Below are 15,978 nucleotides of genomic sequence, written 5' to 3'. Positions count from 1 at the left end.
CCCCGATTACTCCTCGGGCACGGCAAAGGTCAACGCGGCCCAGAGCGTATACCAGACCGGGTCATTCGCCACCTCGGGCTCGAGCGGCAGGATGGTCACCGAGTCGAGAAGGTATTCGTGACCCGCCTTGACGGGCAGGGTCGCGCGCCCCTCGGCGTCGGCACGGTGCAGCGTCACGGCAACCTCCCCGTCAGGGGCCCTTTCGAACATCTCGATCTGCGCATCGGCCTTGGGCGCCCCTTCGAACAGGATCCGCACCGGCAGCCCGTCGCCCAGATCGTCGGTATAGGGGTTCGCTTCGGCGACGAATTCCACCCGCAATCCCCGCGCGGCATCGTCACCCGCGCCGTCACCGACCGCGATCAGGGTCTTGGCGAACCGGCGATAGGACTCCCGGAACCCCTCCTGCGGCAGGCCGCGGCCGACATGTTCGTCCAGCACGAAGGTGAAATCCTTGTGCTCGGCAAAGGTGATCCACTTGGACCATTCCTCGTAGCTGAGCGATTGATCGGTGGTTTCATGCACGATGGTCAGCAACCCGTCCGGGATCCCGACCATGCCGAATGCGGGGTTGTCGCCCACCCGTGCCGGCACCGGCCGCACGTCGTCACCCCGGATCACGTCGAAACGGGCGGACCGCCCCGGGATCCAGCTGAGGCTGGAGCCGTTGAACAACTGACCGTTGCGAAAGCTCGCCTCGACGGCATCGTCGGACGAGACGGTGTAGTCGACCGGCTGTATCCAGAATTCATGCGCTTGAAGCGGGGCGGCGAAAATGCAGGTTAACGCGAATATCTTTGAAAGGACGGACATGGCTCTCTTCCTCGGGTTCCTGCGCAGGGTGGTGTTTGTCGCGCTGCTGTCAATGGGGACGGCAATCACGGCCTCGGCACACGAAGTGCAACCGGCCGTGGCCGACGTGCGCGTCACGGCCGAACGGGTCGAGATGTCGCTTCGCCTCGCGATCGAGCCGATCCTTGCCGGGATCGATCTGACGGCGGTGGCGGATACGAACGACTCGCCGCTGTCGGACCGCAACGATGCCCTGCGCGCCCTTGCCCCCGACGCCCTTGCCGCCGCCATCACCGAGGCATGGCCCGGCATCGCAGACCAGATCACCATCCGCACGGGGGATGTCGACGTCGTGCCCGTGCTTGCCGCCATCGATGCGGCCCCCGTCGGCGACCCGGAGCTGCGCCGCGACACGACCCTGACCATCACCGCCGACCTGCCCGAGGGCGATGCGCCCGTGGTCGTGGGGTGGGATGCAACCTTGGGCGGCCTGATCGTCCGGCTGATCAACGAGGGCGAGACCTATTCCGCGTTCCTGACGAATGGTGCGCTGACCGACCCCATGTCGCGGGATGGTTCGGCCGACCTGACCCTCGGGTCCGCCATCGCGCGCTATCTCGTGTCAGGGTTCGACCACATCATCCCCAAGGGCCTCGACCACATCCTGTTCGTGCTGGGCCTCTATTTCTACGCCCTCGCGTGGCGCCCGCTGCTCTGGCAGGTGACCGCCTTCACGGCTGCGCATACGGTCACGCTTGCCCTTGCGACGACGGGCGTGGTCACCATTCCCGACGACGCGATGTGGATCGTCGAAGCGATCATCGCGGCCTCGATCGTCTATGTCGCGGTCGAGAACATACTGGGCGGCAGGAAGGACCGGATCGGCTGGAACCGCATCGCCGTCGTCTTCGGATTCGGCCTTCTGCACGGTCTGGGGTTCGCGTCGGTGCTGTCGGAATTTGGTCTGGGCAACCACTTCGTCGCGTCGCTGATCTCGTTCAACATCGGGGTGGAACTGGGCCAATTGTCCGTGATCGCGGTGGCGTTCCTGCTGCTGGGTCTGCCGTTCGGGTCAAAGCCGTTCTACCGCAGGGCGGTGGTCATACCCGGATCCCTGATCATCGCGGCCATCGGCGCCTACTGGGTCCTCAACCGGATCGGCGTCGCGGGGGATCTGCCGATCCTGACCTGACGACCTCAAAGCAGGTTCAGAAGGGCCCTCTCCGGTTGGCGCAGGCCGGTGGGGGCGTCCGGCACCTCGATATCGCGCCATCTGTCGGACAGGGCAATGACATCGGGGTGGATATAGGACGTGCGCGCGATCGTCGGCGTATTGTGCAGGACGTCTGCCGCCGCCTCGGCCATCGCCTTGATGGTGACGCCCTCGCCGGTCTGCATCGCGGCGGCAAGCGCGGCGGTGGTGCCGTTCCATGTGCGAAACGACTTGGCGGTCGCCTGGGTGCCGGTCGCCTCCTGCAACCAGTCATTGACCTGATCCGCCTGTATGGCCCGCCGGTCCCGCCCGTCGATCCATTCGAATATCGGCGCGCCGGGCAGGTCGGCCAGATCATGCAAGGCCCGTGCAAGGGTGCGGTCGGACACCTGTCGGCGCACCCGCTTGCCCCCCTTGGCCCGAAAGTCGAGCCGCAGCCCCCCGGCGTCCAGACGCAGGTTTCTGCGACGCAGGGTGGTTGCCCCCTCCGTTCCGTTCTCGGTGCGATAGATCTCGGACCCGACCCGCAGGGACGCGCGATCGATCAGGCGCACGACGGCGGCAATCGCGAAATCGCGTTCGCCGGCCTCGCCCCTGAGGGCGTCCGCCACGCGCCGCCGCAGACGCGGCAGGGCCGCGCCGAACGCGGGCAGATCATCGAACTTGGCCCGTGCCCGCCAATCCGACCATTCGGCGTGGTAGCGATACTGCTTGCGCGCGCGATCATCGTATCCCGTGGCCTGCAGGTGCCCCCGCGCTTCCGGCGATATCCAGACACGGTCATAGGCGGGCGGAACGGCAAGGGCATCGATCCGGGCCCGCTCCTGCGCGTCGGCAATCGTGGTGCCATCGGGCGCACGATAGGACCAGCCGCGCCCCGCCCGGCGTCGCGTGATGCCGGGCCGGTCGTCCGGGTAATAGATCAAGTCGGGCTTTCGCATGCGTCGCAACCTGTCGTTTGCCCGCCACGATCCTGCGGGTCCCCGAAGCAGGAAATACGCCGTATCCGGCGAAAGGCACGTGCGGCACCGCTTGCGCCTTGCGAAAACCCGTGACACGTTTCGCCATGACGCCCGATAAACTCCCTTCCTGGCCGGACGCGGCCGCCGACCTGATCGCCATTGCCGCGGGGCGCGCCCCGGCCGAAACGGTGATCACCGGCGGCAAGGTCGTCCTGGTACATACCCGCGAAATCCTCGACTGGCAGATCGCCATCGCCCGTGGTCGGTTTGCCTATGTCGGACCGGATGCATCCCATTGCATCGGCCCGGACACCGAGGTGATCGATGCCGGCGGACGCTATGTCATTCCGGGGCTGTGCGATGCCCACATGCATGTCGAATCCGGCATGCTGACCCCTGCGGAATTCGCCGCCGCCGTCATCCCCCATGGCACCACGGCGATGTTCACCGATCCGCATGAGATCGCCAATGTCCTCGGCCTGCCGGGCGTGCGTCTCATGCATGACGAGGCGCGCGGCCTGCCATGCAGCATGTTCGTGCAGATGCCCTCCTGCGCGCCCTCCGCCCCCGGTCTGGAAACGACGGGCCATGAGATCACGCCCGAGGACGTGGCCGAGGCGATGTCGTGGCCCGGCATCGTGGGCTTGGGCGAGATGATGAATTTTCCCGGTGTCGCGAACGGCGATCCCAAGATGCTGGCCGAGATGGCCGCGACCGCGCAGGCCGGCAAGACGATCGGCGGGCATTACGCCTCGCCCGACCTGGGCCCCGCGTTCCACGCCTATGTCGCGGGCGGCCCTGCCGACGATCACGAAGGCACCTGCGAGGCCGACGCCATCGCGCGCGTCCGTCAGGGCATGCGGTCGATGATGCGCCTTGGCAGCGCGTGGTACGATGTCGAAAGCCAGATCACCGCCGTGACGGAAAAGGGCCTCGACCCGCGCAATTTCATCCTGTGCACCGATGATTGCATGGCGGGCACCTTGGTCAACGACGGGCACATGAACCGGGTGTTGCGCCATGCGATCGCCTGTGGCTGCGATCCGCTTGTCGCGTTGCAGATGTGCACGATCAACACCGCGACGCATTTCGGATTGGAACGGGAACTGGGATCCATCGCGCCGGGGCGGCGGGCGGACGTGATCCTGACGTCGTCCCTGACCGACCTGCCGATCGAACATGTCATCGCGATGGGGCAAACCGTCGCCAAGGACGGCGCACTGACGGTGACCTGCCCGCACATCGACTGGCCCGCCACGGCCCGCGACACCGTGCACCTCGGGCATGGCCTCGGGGCGTCGGACTTCGCGATCACGGCCCCCGAGGGGGCGACGGATGCGACGGTCCGGGTGATCGGGGTGGTCGAGAACCAGGCCCCGACCAAGGCCCTGACCCGGACCCTGCCCGTCAGGGACGGCCTGATCGAAGGGGAGGGCGACACCTGTCAGATCGCCCTTGTCGAACGTCATCGCGCCACCGGTGGCGTCACCAATGCCTTCGTGGCGGGTTTCGGCTATACCGGTCGCATGGCCATGGCATCGACCGTGGCGCATGACAGCCACCACATGATCGTCGTCGGCACCGACCGCGACAACATGGCCGCCGCCGCCAATCGGCTGGCCGAGGTTGGGGGCGGTGTCACCCTGTTCATCGACGGACAGGAACGGGCGATGGTCGAACTGCCGATTGCCGGCCTGATGTCGGACCGTCCCGCCGCCGAAGTGGCCGCCAAGGCCGAAGCCTTGATGCAGGCGATGCGCGACGCGGGATGCACCCTCAACAATGCCTACATGCAGCATTCGCTGCTGGCCCTTGTCGTGATCCCGGAACTGCGGATCAGCGATCTGGGTCTTGTCGATGTCACGACATTCACACTTACGGACCTTATCCAGACCGCATGACTGATTTGACCCCCCTTTGCACGCCGGACGACGCGCCGCACCGCAGCTTTTCGAATGCCACCGACGCGGTGGCCGAATTGCGCCGTCTCTATGATGAGGCAACACGTTTCCTGCGGGAGGCTTTTGCCCAGTCGATCACCGGCGAGACACCCACCTGTCGCTACCGCGCCTTCTACCCGGAGGTGCGACTGACCACGACCAGCTTTGCCCGTATGGACAGCCGGCTGTCGTTCGGCCACGTGGCGGAACCGGGCCACTACGCCGCCACGATCACGCGGCCCGACCTGTTCCAGAACTACCTGACGGGGCAGATCGACCTCGTGCTGAAATCGCACGAGGTCTCGGTGTCGGTCGGCTGGTCGCGCACGCCGATTCCGATCCATTTCGCGATGCTGGGCGATACCGACCTGACGGTGCCGCAGGACGGCGTCCTGCCATTTCTGATGCGCGACGCCTTCGATGTTCCCGACCTCGAAACCACCAATGATGCGATCGTCAACGGAACGGGTTTCACCTTCGAAGACGGCGCGCGGCCACTGGCCCCGTTCACGGCGCAACGCGTCGATTACTCCCTCGCGCGACTTGCCCATTACACCGCAACCGCGCCCGAGGATTTCCAGAACCACATCCTGTTCACGAACTACCAGTTCTATGTCGAGGAGTTCGTCGCCTACGCCCGCGCGGCGCTGCGCGACCCGTCTTCCGGCTATACCGCGCTGGTCGGCCCGAACGGACAGCGTGTCACCCGCGACGATCCCGATGCACCGATGACCGACCCGCCCAAGATGCCGCAGATGCCGACCTATCACCTGACCCGCGACCAGGAAGCCGGCATCACCCTCGTGAATATCGGCGTCGGCCCATCCAACGCCAAGACGGCCACGGATCATATTGCCGTCCTGCGTCCGCATGTCTGGCTGATGGTCGGGCATTGCGCCGGGCTGCGCAATTCGCAGTCGCTGGGCGACTTCGTGCTGGCGCATGCCTATCTGCGCGAAGACCACGTCCTCGATGACGATCTGCCCGTCTGGGTTCCCATCCCGGCCCTGGCCGAGGTGCAGATCGCGCTGGAAGAGGCGGTCGCGGAGGTCACGGCCTTCAAGGGCTACGACCTCAAGCGGATCATGCGCACCGGGACCGTCGCCACCATCGACAACCGCAACTGGGAGCTGCGGGAGCAGGCCGGACCGGTCCAGCGCCTGTCGCAATCCCGCGCCGTCGCGCTGGATATGGAAAGCGCGACCATCGCCGCCAACGGATTCCGGTTCCGCGTTCCCTATGGCACCCTTCTCTGCGTCAGCGACAAACCGCTGCACGGAGAGCTGAAACTGCCCGGAATGGCCTCGGCCTTCTACAAGACTCAGGTCAGCCGCCACCTGCAAATCGGCATAAAAGCCATGGAATCCCTTCGGGAGATGCCTTTGGAGAGGCTACATTCCCGGAAATTGCGCAGTTTCGAGGAAACTGCATTCCTCTGACCCTACGACACTCTGGTTGACGGGGCCCTGACCATTACAAATTCTTGTGGGCTCCAACAACAATAGGCTAGTCTGCCGCAGACTGACACGAAACCTGCCGTGAAAAGGGAGAGCCGCCTTATGGCCCAGAAACCGATGACCAAGACACAACTGGTCGCTGCACTCGCCGAGAAGATGGATACGGACAAGAAGACCGCGACATCCGCCCTCGACGCCATTGTCGGCGTGATCACCGACGAAGTATCCAATGGCGGTGCCGTCACCCTGCCCGGCGTTGGCAAGATCATGTGCCGTGAACGCCCCGAGCGTATGGTTCGCAACCCCGCCACGGGCGAGCAGTTCAAGAAAGAAGCCGACAAGGTGGTCAAGATGACCATCGCCAAGGCGCTCAAGGACTCGGTCAACGGCTGATCCGGCCTTTCCGGTCGTTGCCGTCCGGGGACGGTGTGACCGGGACCACGGATCGCGGGCCATTCCGGCGGCGGCATCAGCCGCGACGACTGACCTGCCACACCCGACGACAGGGCCGCCCACCTCGGGCGGCCCTTTCCGCATCCACGCTGGCGTTTCGGTCTTTCGTGTCAGACGCGCCTGATACAAGGTCCGCCCGATGGATATGCGCGCACTTCTCTACGGGCTGCTCTTTGCCCTGATGTGGTCCTCGGCCTTTACCTCGGCACGGATCATCGTGGCCGAAGCGCCGCCGATCCTGTCCCTGTCCCTGCGGTTCGCGATGTCGGGCTGCCTCGGGATCGTCATCGCCTATGCCATCGGGCAACGGATGCGGCTGACCCGCGGCCAATGGCAGGCGGTCGTGGTGTTCGGCATCTGTCAGAACGCCCTCTACCTCGGGTTGAACTTCGTCGCGATGCAATGGATCGAGGCGTCGCTGGCCGCCATCATCGCGTCCTGCCTGCCCCTGCTTGTCGCGCTGGCCAACTGGGTCGTATTCCGCGAAGGCACGCGGCTGTTCGGTGTCCTCGGCCTGCTGGCGGGAACGGCGGGGGTCGTTCTGATCATGGGCACGCGGGTGCAGGACGGCGCGGACCCGACCGGCATTCTGCTGTGCATCCTGGGGGTCATCGCCCTGACGATCGCGACCCTGTCGGTGCGCGGCGCCTCGGGCGGTGGCAATCTCTTGATGGTTGTCGGGCTTCAGATGCTCGTCGGCTCCGCCGCGCTGTTGCCGGTGGGCCTGATGTTCGAGGTCTGGGACGTCACCTGGACACCGCGCCTGATCGGAGCCCTGGCCTATACGACGCTGGTGCCCGGCCTTGCGGCAACGTGGATCTGGTTCCTGCTGGTGGCGCGCATCGGGGCGACACCCGCGGCGACATTCCATTTTCTCAACCCGTTTTTCGGGGTCGTCATCGCCTGGGCCCTTCTGGGCGAGGGGCTGGGCCCCCTTGACGTGATCGGTGTCGTCGTCGTGACCCTTGGCATTCTGGCGGTGCAGATCAGTCGGTTGAAACGGCCCTAGCCGATTACCCCGCCCGCATCGCCAACCTGCCCGCGATGCAGCAACAGGTGATCCAGCACAACGCAGGCCATCATCGCCTCGGCCACGGGTACCGCCCGGATACCGACGCAGGGATCATGACGCCCCTTGGTCACGATTGTCGTATCCTCGCCGGATTTCGTGATCGTCCGGCGTTCCGACAGGATGGATGACGTCGGCTTGACCGCGAACCGCACCACGAGGTCCTGCCCGGTCGAGATGCCGCCAAGAATGCCGCCCGCGTGGTTCGACGAATAGACGGGTCCGTCCGGGCCCATCGAGATCTCGTCCGCATTGTCGCGGCCGGTCAGGCGGGCGGCATTCATGCCCTCGCCCACTTCGACGCCCTTGACCGCGTTGATCGACATCATCGCAGCCGCCAGATCGGTGTCGATCTTGGCATAGATCGGTGCACCAAGGCCCGCAGGAACACCCCGCGCGACGCATTCGATGATCGCCCCGACGGAATTGTGGTCATCCTTGCGCAGCCAGTCGAGGTGATCGGCGAACGCCTGTGCCGCCACCGGATCGGGGCACCAGAAATCGTTGCGCGCGATCTCGTCCCAGTCGAACCGGGACCGGTCGATGTCGAGCGGCCCCATCGCGGTCATGTAGCCGATCACGGAAACCTCGGGGGCCAGCGCGGCCAGCGCCGCCCGCGCGATGCCCCCCGCCGCGACCCGCGCCGCCGTTTCGCGGGCGGACGACCGACCACCGCCACGGTAGTCCCGCACGCCGTATTTCTGCCAATAGGTGATGTCGGCATGGCCGGGGCGGAACTTCTCGGCGATCTCGCCGTAGTCCTTGGACCGCTGGTCGGTGTTCCGGATCATCAACTGGATCGGGGTGCCCGTGCTGACACCCTCGAAGACGCCGGACAGAATCTCGACCTGATCGGGTTCCTTGCGCTGCGTCGTATGCTTGGATTGGCCGGGCTTGCGCTTGTCCATCCAGACCTGAATGGCCTCTGCGGTCACGGGCACACCCGGCGGGCACCCGTCGACCGTCGCACCCAGCGCGGGCCCGTGGCTTTCGCCCCAGGTGGTGACACGGAACAGATGGCCGAAGGTATTCATGGACATGGGCGCACTCCTCACGGGCTGCGGTCTAGACGGAACGTCAGGGGGCGGCAAGCGGACGCCCGGTCGCGCCCGTCAGGTATCGGGGATCGCGCGCGGGGCCCCGGCATCATCCAGCGCGACGAAGACGAAATCGGCATCCGTCACCTTGGCCCCCGTCTTGGCGAACCGCGCGCGGGCCCAGACATCCACGTGGATCCGCATGGAGGTCCGCCCGACGGATTTCAGCGTCGCATAGAGGGTGACTTCGTCGCCGACCTTGACGGGCCGCAGAAACTGCATCCCCTCCACCGCGACCGTTGCGCCGCGCCCCTGCGCGACACGTCCGGCCATGTTGCCCGCCGCCAGATCCATCTGCGACATCAGCCAGCCGCCGAATATGTCACCCGCCGGGTTCGTATCGGCGGGCATCGCGATGGTGCGGATGACCAGAACGCCGTCATCCTGCTGTCGCCCGTGGCTGCCCCGCTCGCGCGCGCGGGACAGGGCTGGATCCTCGTCATGTGCCACCGGCATGCTCCTCATCGCCCATCGTTCCGACCGTGATAGCACCGCCACCTCGGGACGACGAGCCTTTGCCAGCCACACGGTTTCCGGGGGCTGGTCCCCGGACCGCACCTCGGCTAAGCACAAGGCACCTCGGGGGGCCAACACAGGCTGAGATGCGAAAGCGGACCCGTTGAACCTGAACCGGTTAAGACCGGCGGAGGGAAGGTCGCGCACGTCAATGCCAACCTCACCCCCGTCCGTCGCCATGGGAGTTGTGAGATGAAACTGACCACCGCCATCGCCACGGGCCTGACCCTGATCGCCTCGGCCGCCACGGCCGAACCGCTCACGGTCTATGCCCCCGATTACTTCGCGTCCGAATGGGGCCCCGGCCCGGCCATCAAGACGGCCTTCGAGGCCGATTGCGCATGCGAGATCGAATATGTCACCGGCGACCTGCTGCCACGCCTGCGCCTCGAAGGGGAACGCACCGGCGCCGACGTCGTGATCGGCCTGAACACCGACGATGCGGAACGCGCGCGTCAGACCGGCCTGTTCGCCCCCCACGGCGTGACGATCGAGGGGCTGACCATGCCCGTCGACTGGACGGACGACACCTTCGTGCCCTTCAACTGGGGGCATACCGCCTTCGTCTATGACACGACCAAGCTGGATGCCGTCCCGACGACCTTCCAGGGCCTGCTGGATGCGCCCGACGATCTGCGCATCGTGATCCAGGACCCGCGCACCAGCGTGTCCGGCCTTGCGTTGGCTTTGTGGATGAAGTCGGTCTTCGGCGACGATACGCAGGCCGCGTGGGAGGCATTGGCCCCCAAGATCGTGACCGTCACGCGCGGCTGGTCCGAGGCCTATGGCATGTTCACCGAAGGAGAGGCCGACATGGTCCTGTCCTACACGACCAGCCCCGCCTATCACATCATCGCCGAGGAGGACCTGACCAAGAAGGCCGCCATCTTCGACGAAGGCCACTACGTCATGGTCGAGACCGCCGGCCAGATCGCGGGCACCGACCAGCCGGAGCTGGCGCAGGCCTTCCTCGACTTCATCCTGACCGAGGATTTCCAGTCGATCATTCCCGAAGGGAACTGGTCCCTGCCCGCCAAGCTGGACCCAGCGAAGATGCCCGAAGGGTTTGCCATGCTCGACATGCCGGACACTGCGCTCCTGTTTTCCTCGGATGAGGCAGAGGCGCTGCGCGACACCGTCGTGGCAGAGTTCGAGGCCGGCCTCGGCCGCTGACCGGGGTGGGTCGCGGCACCCGCATCGGCATCGCGGCGGCGCTTGTCGTCGCGGTTGTCCTGCTGCTGCCCCTCGGGGCGGTGGCCTGGCGCGCCGAGGGGTGGGACGGCCTGACGGCATCCGATTGGGGGGCCCTGCGCTTTACCTTGTGGCAGGCGGCCCTGTCGGCTGGCCTGTCCGTCCTGCTGGCGATTCCGGTGGCACGCGCGCTGGCCCGCCGACGGTTCGCGGGACGGGGCGCGGTGATCCTGCTGCTGGGGGCGCCCTTCATCCTGCCGGTGATCGTCGCGGTTCTGGGCCTCGTCGCCCTGTTCGGCCGGTCCGGCCCGATCAGCCTCGTGCTCGGCTGGTTCGGGGTCGACCCGGTTTCGATCTATGGTGCGCAAGGCGTGATCCTTGCGCATGTGTTCTTCAACATGCCGCTGGCCACCCGGCTGATGGTGCAGGGCTGGCAAGGCATTCCGGGGGAACGGATACGTCTGGCCGCCTCCCTCGGCTTCGACGCCCGCGACACGCGGCGGTTCCTCGAATGGCCCATGCTGCGTGCCATCGTGCCGGGGGTCTTCCTCGTGATCTTCCTGATCTGCACGACGTCCTTTGCCGTGGCGCTGGCCTTGGGCGGCGGGCCAAGGTCCACGACGGTCGAACTCGCGATCTATCAGGCGTTCCGCTTTGATTTCGACCTCGGCCGTGCCGCCATCCTCGGCGCGCTGCAACTCGCGCTCGGGGTTGGCGCCGCGCTGTCGTCGCTGCGCATGACATTGCCGTCGGGATTCGGGGCCGGACAGGACAGGATCGTGCGCCGCTGGGATTCGGCGGGGTGGGTGCTCCGGCTTCAGGACACGGTGGCGATCGTGCTGGCCTGCGGGTTCCTTCTGCTGCCGATCGGCATGATCCTCGCCGACGGGCTGAGCCATGTGACCGCCCTGCCCGCGTCCGTCTGGTGGGCGACATTGCGGTCGCTGGCCATCGCCCTTGCGGCAGCGATGCTGACCGTGTCCCTTGCCCTCGCCATGTCCCTTGCCGCCCTGCGCGCCGGTTGGGTCGAGGTGGTGGGAACGCTGTCGATCGCGGCATCGCCCCTCGTCCTCGGGACTGGGCTTTATATTCTGCTGCTGCCTTGGGTGAACCCGATCGCGCTGGCGCTGCCGATCGTGCTGCTGGTCAATGTGGTGCTGGCGCTGCCCTTTGCCCTGCGCGCCCTGATCCCTGCGATGCGGGACCTGCATGCGAATTACGGCCGCCTCTCCTCCTCCCTGTCGTTGACCGGCTTCACGTGGCTGCGTCTGGTCGGTCTGCCGCGCCTGCGGCGACCGGCGGGGTTTGCCGCGGGGCTGACGGCCGCGCTGGCCGCCGGGGATCTTGGGGTGATCGCCTTGTTTGCGACACCTGATCAGGCAACCCTGCCGCTTGTCCTGTACCAGCTGATGGGCGCCTACAGGATGGAGGAGGCAAAGGCCGCCGCCATCGTCCTGATCGTTTTGTCACTGGGCCTGTTCTGGATCTTCGAGAAGGGAAGCCGCGATGCTGCAACTTGACGGTCTCCGCATCGATCTGGGCAGGTTTTCCCTGAGCGCCGATGGCACCCTGCCCGCGGGCGGGGTGACGGCCCTGATGGGGGCCAGCGGGTCGGGAAAATCGACCCTGCTGTCTGCCATCGCCGGGTTCATCCCCCCGGCCGCCGGACGGATCCTCATCGACGGACGCGATGTATCGGGTGCGGCACCGGGCGACCGCCCCCTGTCCATCCTGTTCCAGGACAACAACCTGTTCCCCCACCTCACGATCGCGCAGAACGTCGGCCTTGGCCTGCGCCCGGACCTGCGCCTGTCTGCGGACCAGAAGGCCGCCCGCGATGCGGTGCTGGCCCGCGTGGGGTTGGAGGGGATGGCCGACCGCCGCCCCCGCGATCTGTCCGGCGGTCAGCAAAGCCGCGCCGCATTGGCCCGTGCCCTGCTGCGCGCGCGGCCATGGCTGCTTCTGGATGAGCCGTTTTCGGCCCTTGGTCCCGCGTTGCGGGCAGACATGCTGAACCTGCTGCGCACCACCGCGCTGGCCGAGGGGATGTCCGTTCTGATGGTGACCCACGATCCGGGCGATGCACGGGCCGTTGCCGATCATACGGCGGTCCTGTCCGACGGCGCGATGGCCCCGGCGGCCCCCACGGCCGAGCTTTTCGCGAACCCGACCCCTGCCCTGCGGACCTATCTGGGTTAGGCCGCCATTTCGGGATTTCTGCGCAGCACGGAGGCGTTCAGCGCGCCCGCGATCGTCACCCACAGAAGGTAGGGAAGGATCGCCACGAAGGCGAGCCGGTCGAGCGGCCAGAGCATGATCAACAGACCAGCGACCGACAGCCACAGAAATCCGATGACGACCAATGCGGCCTTCATGCCCCGCAACCCGAAGAACACCGGCGTCCACAGCGTGTTCAACGCGATCTGCACCGCCCAGAAGGCCAGGGCGTATTCGGCCCCGTCCATTGGCGCCACGCGCGCCGCCGCGAAGGCCAGGCAGAGATACAGGATCGACCAAGCAATGGGGAACACGATGTCCGGGGGTGTCCATGGCGGTTTCGACAGCTGACGATACCAATCGCCGGGCGGAAACATCGCACCCGTCGTGCCCGCCGCACAGCAGGCACCGAAGAACAGCAGAAACAGCATCCAATCCATGCACCCTACATAGGGTGCAGACCGTCCTTGTCCATCCGTCTGTCCTGCGCGGCAAGTTGCGCGAAGACGCCCATCAGGTCTTCGCCCCATCCATCGCGGGCCGGACGCGGATCGCTGGCCGCAGCCACGAGGAAGGCGACCTCCTCCAACGGGCGGGCATGCAATACAGGTGAACGCGGGACCACCGATATCAGCCCGGCCTGAATGACACTGCGACCGATCCAGCCCAGCTTTTGCGCGGAACTGGTATGGGCGCGCCGCGTGATACTGTCGAACCCATGACGCCGGACCTGTCCGCCGATGCCATCGTAGACGTGCCGCGCGGCCAGAATGCCCGGACGCGCGCTCAGCGGCAGGGCACGAACCCCGGCCTCCGACCGGTGATAGAGACGCCGCGCCTCGGCCAGAAGGCGGCGCGTCATGGCCCGGATTTCCGGTGTCGGCTGCGGATCGCGCAGGAATGCGTCGGGATCGATGCCTGCCTCGACGAACCAGTCCGTGGGCAGATACAGACGCCCCGCGCGCGCATCCTCGCCGATATCGCGGGCGATGTTGGTCAACTGCATCGCGACGCCAAGGTCGCAGGCGCGCGCAAGGGCATCGCCATCGCGCACACGCATCAGCACGCACATCATCGCGCCAACGGCGCTGGCTACCCGGGCGCCATAGCCGCGCAGGGCGGACAGATTGGTATAGGTGCGCCCCTGTGCGTCCCAGGCCAGCCCCTCCAACAAGGCCTCGGGCAGGGCGCGCGGCATGTCGAAATCCTCGATCACGCGGGCAAAGGCGCGGTCGGCGGGGGCATTTCCGGGCCGGCCCGCGAAGGCCATGTCCAGCCGGTCCCGCAGGGCAAGGACGGCGGGGGCCTTGTCGGCGACCTCGTCCACGGCATCGTCGGCCAGCCGGCAGAACGCATAGAGCGCCAGCGCCGGGTCGCGCACCGCGCGCGGCAGAAGACGCGATGCCGCGTGGAAGGAGTGGGAGCCGGTGCGAATGGCATCCCGGCAATGGGCCATGTCCGATGCCGCGCTCATTCAGCGGCCTGCGTCATCGCGGCGGCGGCCGAGGATCGCGCGGTCGGTGCGCGGGCACCTGTGCGGGCCTGCGGCACCACCTGTTCCAGAACCTCGGCCGAGGCGACGACACCGGGCAGGCCCGCACCGGGGTGGGTGCCTGCCCCGACGAGGAACAGGCCCGGTATCTCCTCCGAGACGTTGTGCGGCCGGAACCATGCGGATTGCAGGATCCGCGGCTCGATCGAGAAACCCGCGCCGTGCGGCGACAGGTATCGATCGCGGAAATCCTCGGGCGTCAGGCACATGCTGGCCGTCAGATGTTGTCCCAGTCCCGGCATGACCGTCCGCTCCAATGTATCCTGAACTTTCTGGCGATACCGCTCCGCCTCCTGCGACCAGTTGACGGGATTGTCGTGGCCAAGGTGCGGCACGGGCGACAGCGCATAGAAGGTATCGTCCCCGTCAGGCGCCACGCCCGGATCGGTGACCGACGGGCGGTGGATGTACAGGCTCATGTCGTCAGCCAGATGCCCCTTGCGGAAGATGTCGCGCAGCAGACCCTCGTAGCGGTGGCTGGACTGGATGGTATGATGACCCAGCTCTGGCCACATCCTGCGCGTGCCTTTCGTCCCGAAATACCAGACGAACAGGCCCATGGACCACCGCGTCCTGTCCAGCTTGGCATCCGTCCAACGCGTCCGGGTCCGCTTGCGCAGAAGATGGCGATAGGTATGGCCCGCATCGGCGTTGCTGACGACGATGTCGGCGGGGATCACCTCGCCGTCGGTCAACCGCACGCCACTGACATGGCCCCGGGCGTCCTGCATCACCTGATCGACCTGCGACCGGAAACGGATGCTGCCCCCCTGATCGCGAACGACATTGGCCATCGCATTGGCCATCGCCCCGACGCCGCCCATCGCGTAATGCACGCCCTGCGTCTTTTCGAGATGGCTGACCAGGGCATACATCGAGGTCACGCGGGCCGGATCGCCGCCGATGAACAGGGGGTGAAACGACAACGCCATGCGCAGACGTTCGTCCCTGACCCGCGCGCGGGCGAGGCCAAGGATCGAGCGGTCCGCGCGGAGCCAAGCAAACTGCGGCAGGACGCGAATCGTCTCCCACAGCTTGTGCATCGGCTTGGTCAGCATGCCTTCGTAGCCGACCTCGTAGCGCGCCTCGGCGTCGCGCAGGAACTTGCGCCAGCCGGCCACGTCATCCGGCGACAGGCGCGCGATCTCGGCCTCCATATCCTCGTCCCGGGCGCGGGCCTCCATATGTGAGCCGTCCGCCCAGCGGATGGTATAGAAAGGGTCCAGCGGCGTCAGCGTCACCTCGGCGTCGAAGTCGCGGCCGCAATCATCGAAGAGCTTTCGGAATACCTGCGGTGCGGTGACGATCGTGGGCCCAAGATCGAATCGATGCCCGTCGGCCGTGATCGACGTCGCCCGCCCCCCGGGCATGTCGAGGCGATCGATCACCGTCACCCGCCACCCCTTGGCCCCAAGGCGCATCGCGGCGGCAAGACCGCCCAATCCGGCGCCAATGACAACCGCGTGGGAGGATTCGGGAGGCTCAAAGGTCTGATGACGTGTCATGCGGCTCGGTATTG

At 66.6% G+C, this 15,978-nt stretch carries 15 protein-coding genes and 1 riboswitch; of the genes, 8 read left to right on the top strand and 7 right to left on the bottom strand.

The genetic code is table 11. The features are described from left to right. Positions 1-6 precede the first annotated feature (6 nt). The gene (locus V6N07_RS10285; RefSeq protein WP_371156147.1) at positions 7-813 is read right to left on the bottom strand and encodes a DUF4198 domain-containing protein; all 807 of its coding nucleotides are present in this window, start codon (positions 811-813) and stop codon (positions 7-9) included. Between V6N07_RS10285 and V6N07_RS10280 the strand changes: the two genes are divergently transcribed. Beyond that, entirely contained in the window at positions 812-1,984 is a 1,173-nt protein-coding gene (locus tag V6N07_RS10280) for a HupE/UreJ family protein (protein WP_371156146.1), read from the top strand. The two genes, V6N07_RS10285 and V6N07_RS10280, sit on opposite strands and share 2 nt — an antisense overlap. 5 nt (positions 1,985-1,989) lie before the next feature. Here V6N07_RS10280 and V6N07_RS10275 read toward each other — a convergent pair whose 3' ends face one another. Further along, positions 1,990-2,946: a DNA topoisomerase IB gene (locus V6N07_RS10275; protein ID WP_371156144.1), complete on the bottom strand. Its 957-nt coding sequence runs from the start codon at positions 2,944-2,946 to the stop codon at positions 1,990-1,992. Between the two features lie 125 nt (positions 2,947-3,071). Between V6N07_RS10275 and V6N07_RS10270 the strand changes: the two genes are divergently transcribed. The 4 genes from V6N07_RS10270 (at position 3,072) to V6N07_RS10255 (ending at position 7,826) form a co-directional block, all read left to right on the top strand. Beyond that, positions 3,072-4,868 (top strand): adenine deaminase, encoded by a 1,797-nt coding sequence (locus V6N07_RS10270; RefSeq protein ID WP_371156804.1) that lies wholly within the window; start codon positions 3,072-3,074, stop codon positions 4,866-4,868. Next, positions 4,865-6,346 carry an AMP nucleosidase gene (locus tag V6N07_RS10265; RefSeq protein ID WP_371156142.1) on the top strand — a complete coding sequence of 494 codons (1,482 nt, stop codon included), beginning with the start codon at positions 4,865-4,867 and terminating at the stop codon, positions 6,344-6,346. Before V6N07_RS10270 ends, V6N07_RS10265 begins: the two co-directional genes overlap by 4 nt. 120 nt (positions 6,347-6,466) lie before the next feature. After that, positions 6,467-6,757 (top strand): HU family DNA-binding protein, encoded by a 291-nt coding sequence (locus tag V6N07_RS10260; RefSeq protein ID WP_371156141.1) that lies wholly within the window; start codon positions 6,467-6,469, stop codon positions 6,755-6,757. A 199-nt stretch (positions 6,758-6,956) separates the two neighbouring features. Next, positions 6,957-7,826 (top strand): DMT family transporter, encoded by an 870-nt coding sequence (locus tag V6N07_RS10255; RefSeq protein WP_371156140.1) that lies wholly within the window; start codon positions 6,957-6,959, stop codon positions 7,824-7,826. Here the strand turns inward: V6N07_RS10255 and aroC are convergent. After that, positions 7,823-8,926, bottom strand: a complete 1,104-nt coding sequence (aroC, locus tag V6N07_RS10250) for a chorismate synthase (protein ID WP_371156138.1) — start codon at positions 8,924-8,926, stop codon at positions 7,823-7,825. The two genes, V6N07_RS10255 and aroC, sit on opposite strands and share 4 nt — an antisense overlap. A gap of 72 nt (positions 8,927-8,998) precedes the next feature. Continuing rightward, on the bottom strand, positions 8,999-9,334 hold the full coding sequence (locus tag V6N07_RS10245; RefSeq protein ID WP_371156803.1) for an acyl-CoA thioesterase: 336 nt from the start codon (positions 9,332-9,334) through the stop codon (positions 8,999-9,001). Positions 9,335-9,553: 219 nt separating this feature from the next. Next, positions 9,554-9,652: riboswitch (TPP riboswitch) on the top strand. A 39-nt stretch (positions 9,653-9,691) separates the two neighbouring features. Between V6N07_RS10245 and V6N07_RS10240 the strand changes: the two genes are divergently transcribed. Genes V6N07_RS10240 through V6N07_RS10230 form a run of 3 tightly spaced genes read left to right on the top strand, consistent with a single transcriptional unit; the run spans position 9,692 to position 12,889 of the window. Beyond that, positions 9,692-10,672, top strand: a complete 981-nt coding sequence (locus tag V6N07_RS10240) for a thiamine ABC transporter substrate binding subunit (protein ID WP_371156136.1) — start codon at positions 9,692-9,694, stop codon at positions 10,670-10,672. Between the two features lie 5 nt (positions 10,673-10,677). Beyond that, positions 10,678-12,210, top strand: a complete 1,533-nt coding sequence (locus V6N07_RS10235) for a thiamine/thiamine pyrophosphate ABC transporter permease ThiP (protein WP_371156135.1) — start codon at positions 10,678-10,680, stop codon at positions 12,208-12,210. Continuing rightward, positions 12,197-12,889, top strand: a complete 693-nt coding sequence (locus V6N07_RS10230; protein WP_371156133.1) for an ATP-binding cassette domain-containing protein — start codon at positions 12,197-12,199, stop codon at positions 12,887-12,889. The genes V6N07_RS10235 and V6N07_RS10230 overlap by 14 nt, the downstream gene beginning before the upstream one ends. Here V6N07_RS10230 and V6N07_RS10225 read toward each other — a convergent pair. From V6N07_RS10225 to V6N07_RS10215, 3 genes are read right to left on the bottom strand one after another with little or no spacing between them, the layout of a single operon-like run. Then, positions 12,886-13,347, bottom strand: a complete 462-nt coding sequence (locus V6N07_RS10225) for a TspO/MBR family protein (protein WP_371156131.1) — start codon at positions 13,345-13,347, stop codon at positions 12,886-12,888. The genes V6N07_RS10230 and V6N07_RS10225 overlap by 4 nt on opposite strands. Before the next feature lie 5 nt (positions 13,348-13,352). Further along, a complete protein-coding gene (gene crtB, locus V6N07_RS10220; protein ID WP_371156130.1) occupies positions 13,353-14,381 on the bottom strand; it encodes a 15-cis-phytoene synthase in 1,029 nt (342 codons plus the stop codon). Then, positions 14,378-15,964, bottom strand: a complete 1,587-nt coding sequence (locus V6N07_RS10215) for a phytoene desaturase (protein ID WP_371156129.1) — start codon at positions 15,962-15,964, stop codon at positions 14,378-14,380. The genes crtB and V6N07_RS10215 overlap by 4 nt, the downstream gene beginning before the upstream one ends. Positions 15,965-15,978: the final 14 nt, after the last annotated feature.

This window comes from Jannaschia sp. 2305UL9-9, from assembly GCF_041403465.1.
Taxonomy (GTDB): Bacteria; Pseudomonadota; Alphaproteobacteria; order Rhodobacterales; family Rhodobacteraceae; genus Jannaschia.
This window is presented reverse-complemented; position numbering and strand designations above follow the sequence as displayed.

Bases quoted from the DNA above. Each gene is read 5' to 3' on its own strand.
- V6N07_RS10285 (WP_371156147.1), bottom strand. From the start codon at position 813: ATGTCCGTCCTTTCAAAGATATTCGCGTTAACCTGCATTTTCGCCGCC.
- V6N07_RS10265 (WP_371156142.1), top strand. From the start codon at position 4,865: ATGACTGATTTGACCCCCCTTTGCACGCCGGACGACGCGCCGCACCGC.
- aroC (WP_371156138.1), bottom strand. From the start codon at position 8,926: ATGTCCATGAATACCTTCGGCCATCTGTTCCGTGTCACCACCTGGGGC.
- V6N07_RS10215 (WP_371156129.1), bottom strand. From the start codon at position 15,964: ATGACACGTCATCAGACCTTTGAGCCTCCCGAATCCTCCCACGCGGTT.
- V6N07_RS10280 (WP_371156146.1), top strand. From the start codon at position 812: ATGGCTCTCTTCCTCGGGTTCCTGCGCAGGGTGGTGTTTGTCGCGCTG.
- V6N07_RS10240 (WP_371156136.1), top strand. From the start codon at position 9,692: ATGAAACTGACCACCGCCATCGCCACGGGCCTGACCCTGATCGCCTCG.
- crtB (WP_371156130.1), bottom strand. From the start codon at position 14,381: ATGAGCGCGGCATCGGACATGGCCCATTGCCGGGATGCCATTCGCACC.
- V6N07_RS10260 (WP_371156141.1), top strand. From the start codon at position 6,467: ATGGCCCAGAAACCGATGACCAAGACACAACTGGTCGCTGCACTCGCC.
- V6N07_RS10245 (WP_371156803.1), bottom strand. From the start codon at position 9,334: ATGCCCGCCGATACGAACCCGGCGGGTGACATATTCGGCGGCTGGCTG.
- V6N07_RS10225 (WP_371156131.1), bottom strand. From the start codon at position 13,347: ATGGATTGGATGCTGTTTCTGCTGTTCTTCGGTGCCTGCTGTGCGGCG.
- V6N07_RS10255 (WP_371156140.1), top strand. From the start codon at position 6,957: ATGGATATGCGCGCACTTCTCTACGGGCTGCTCTTTGCCCTGATGTGG.
- V6N07_RS10275 (WP_371156144.1), bottom strand. From the start codon at position 2,946: ATGCGAAAGCCCGACTTGATCTATTACCCGGACGACCGGCCCGGCATC.
- V6N07_RS10270 (WP_371156804.1), top strand. From the start codon at position 3,072: ATGACGCCCGATAAACTCCCTTCCTGGCCGGACGCGGCCGCCGACCTG.
- V6N07_RS10230 (WP_371156133.1), top strand. From the start codon at position 12,197: ATGCTGCAACTTGACGGTCTCCGCATCGATCTGGGCAGGTTTTCCCTG.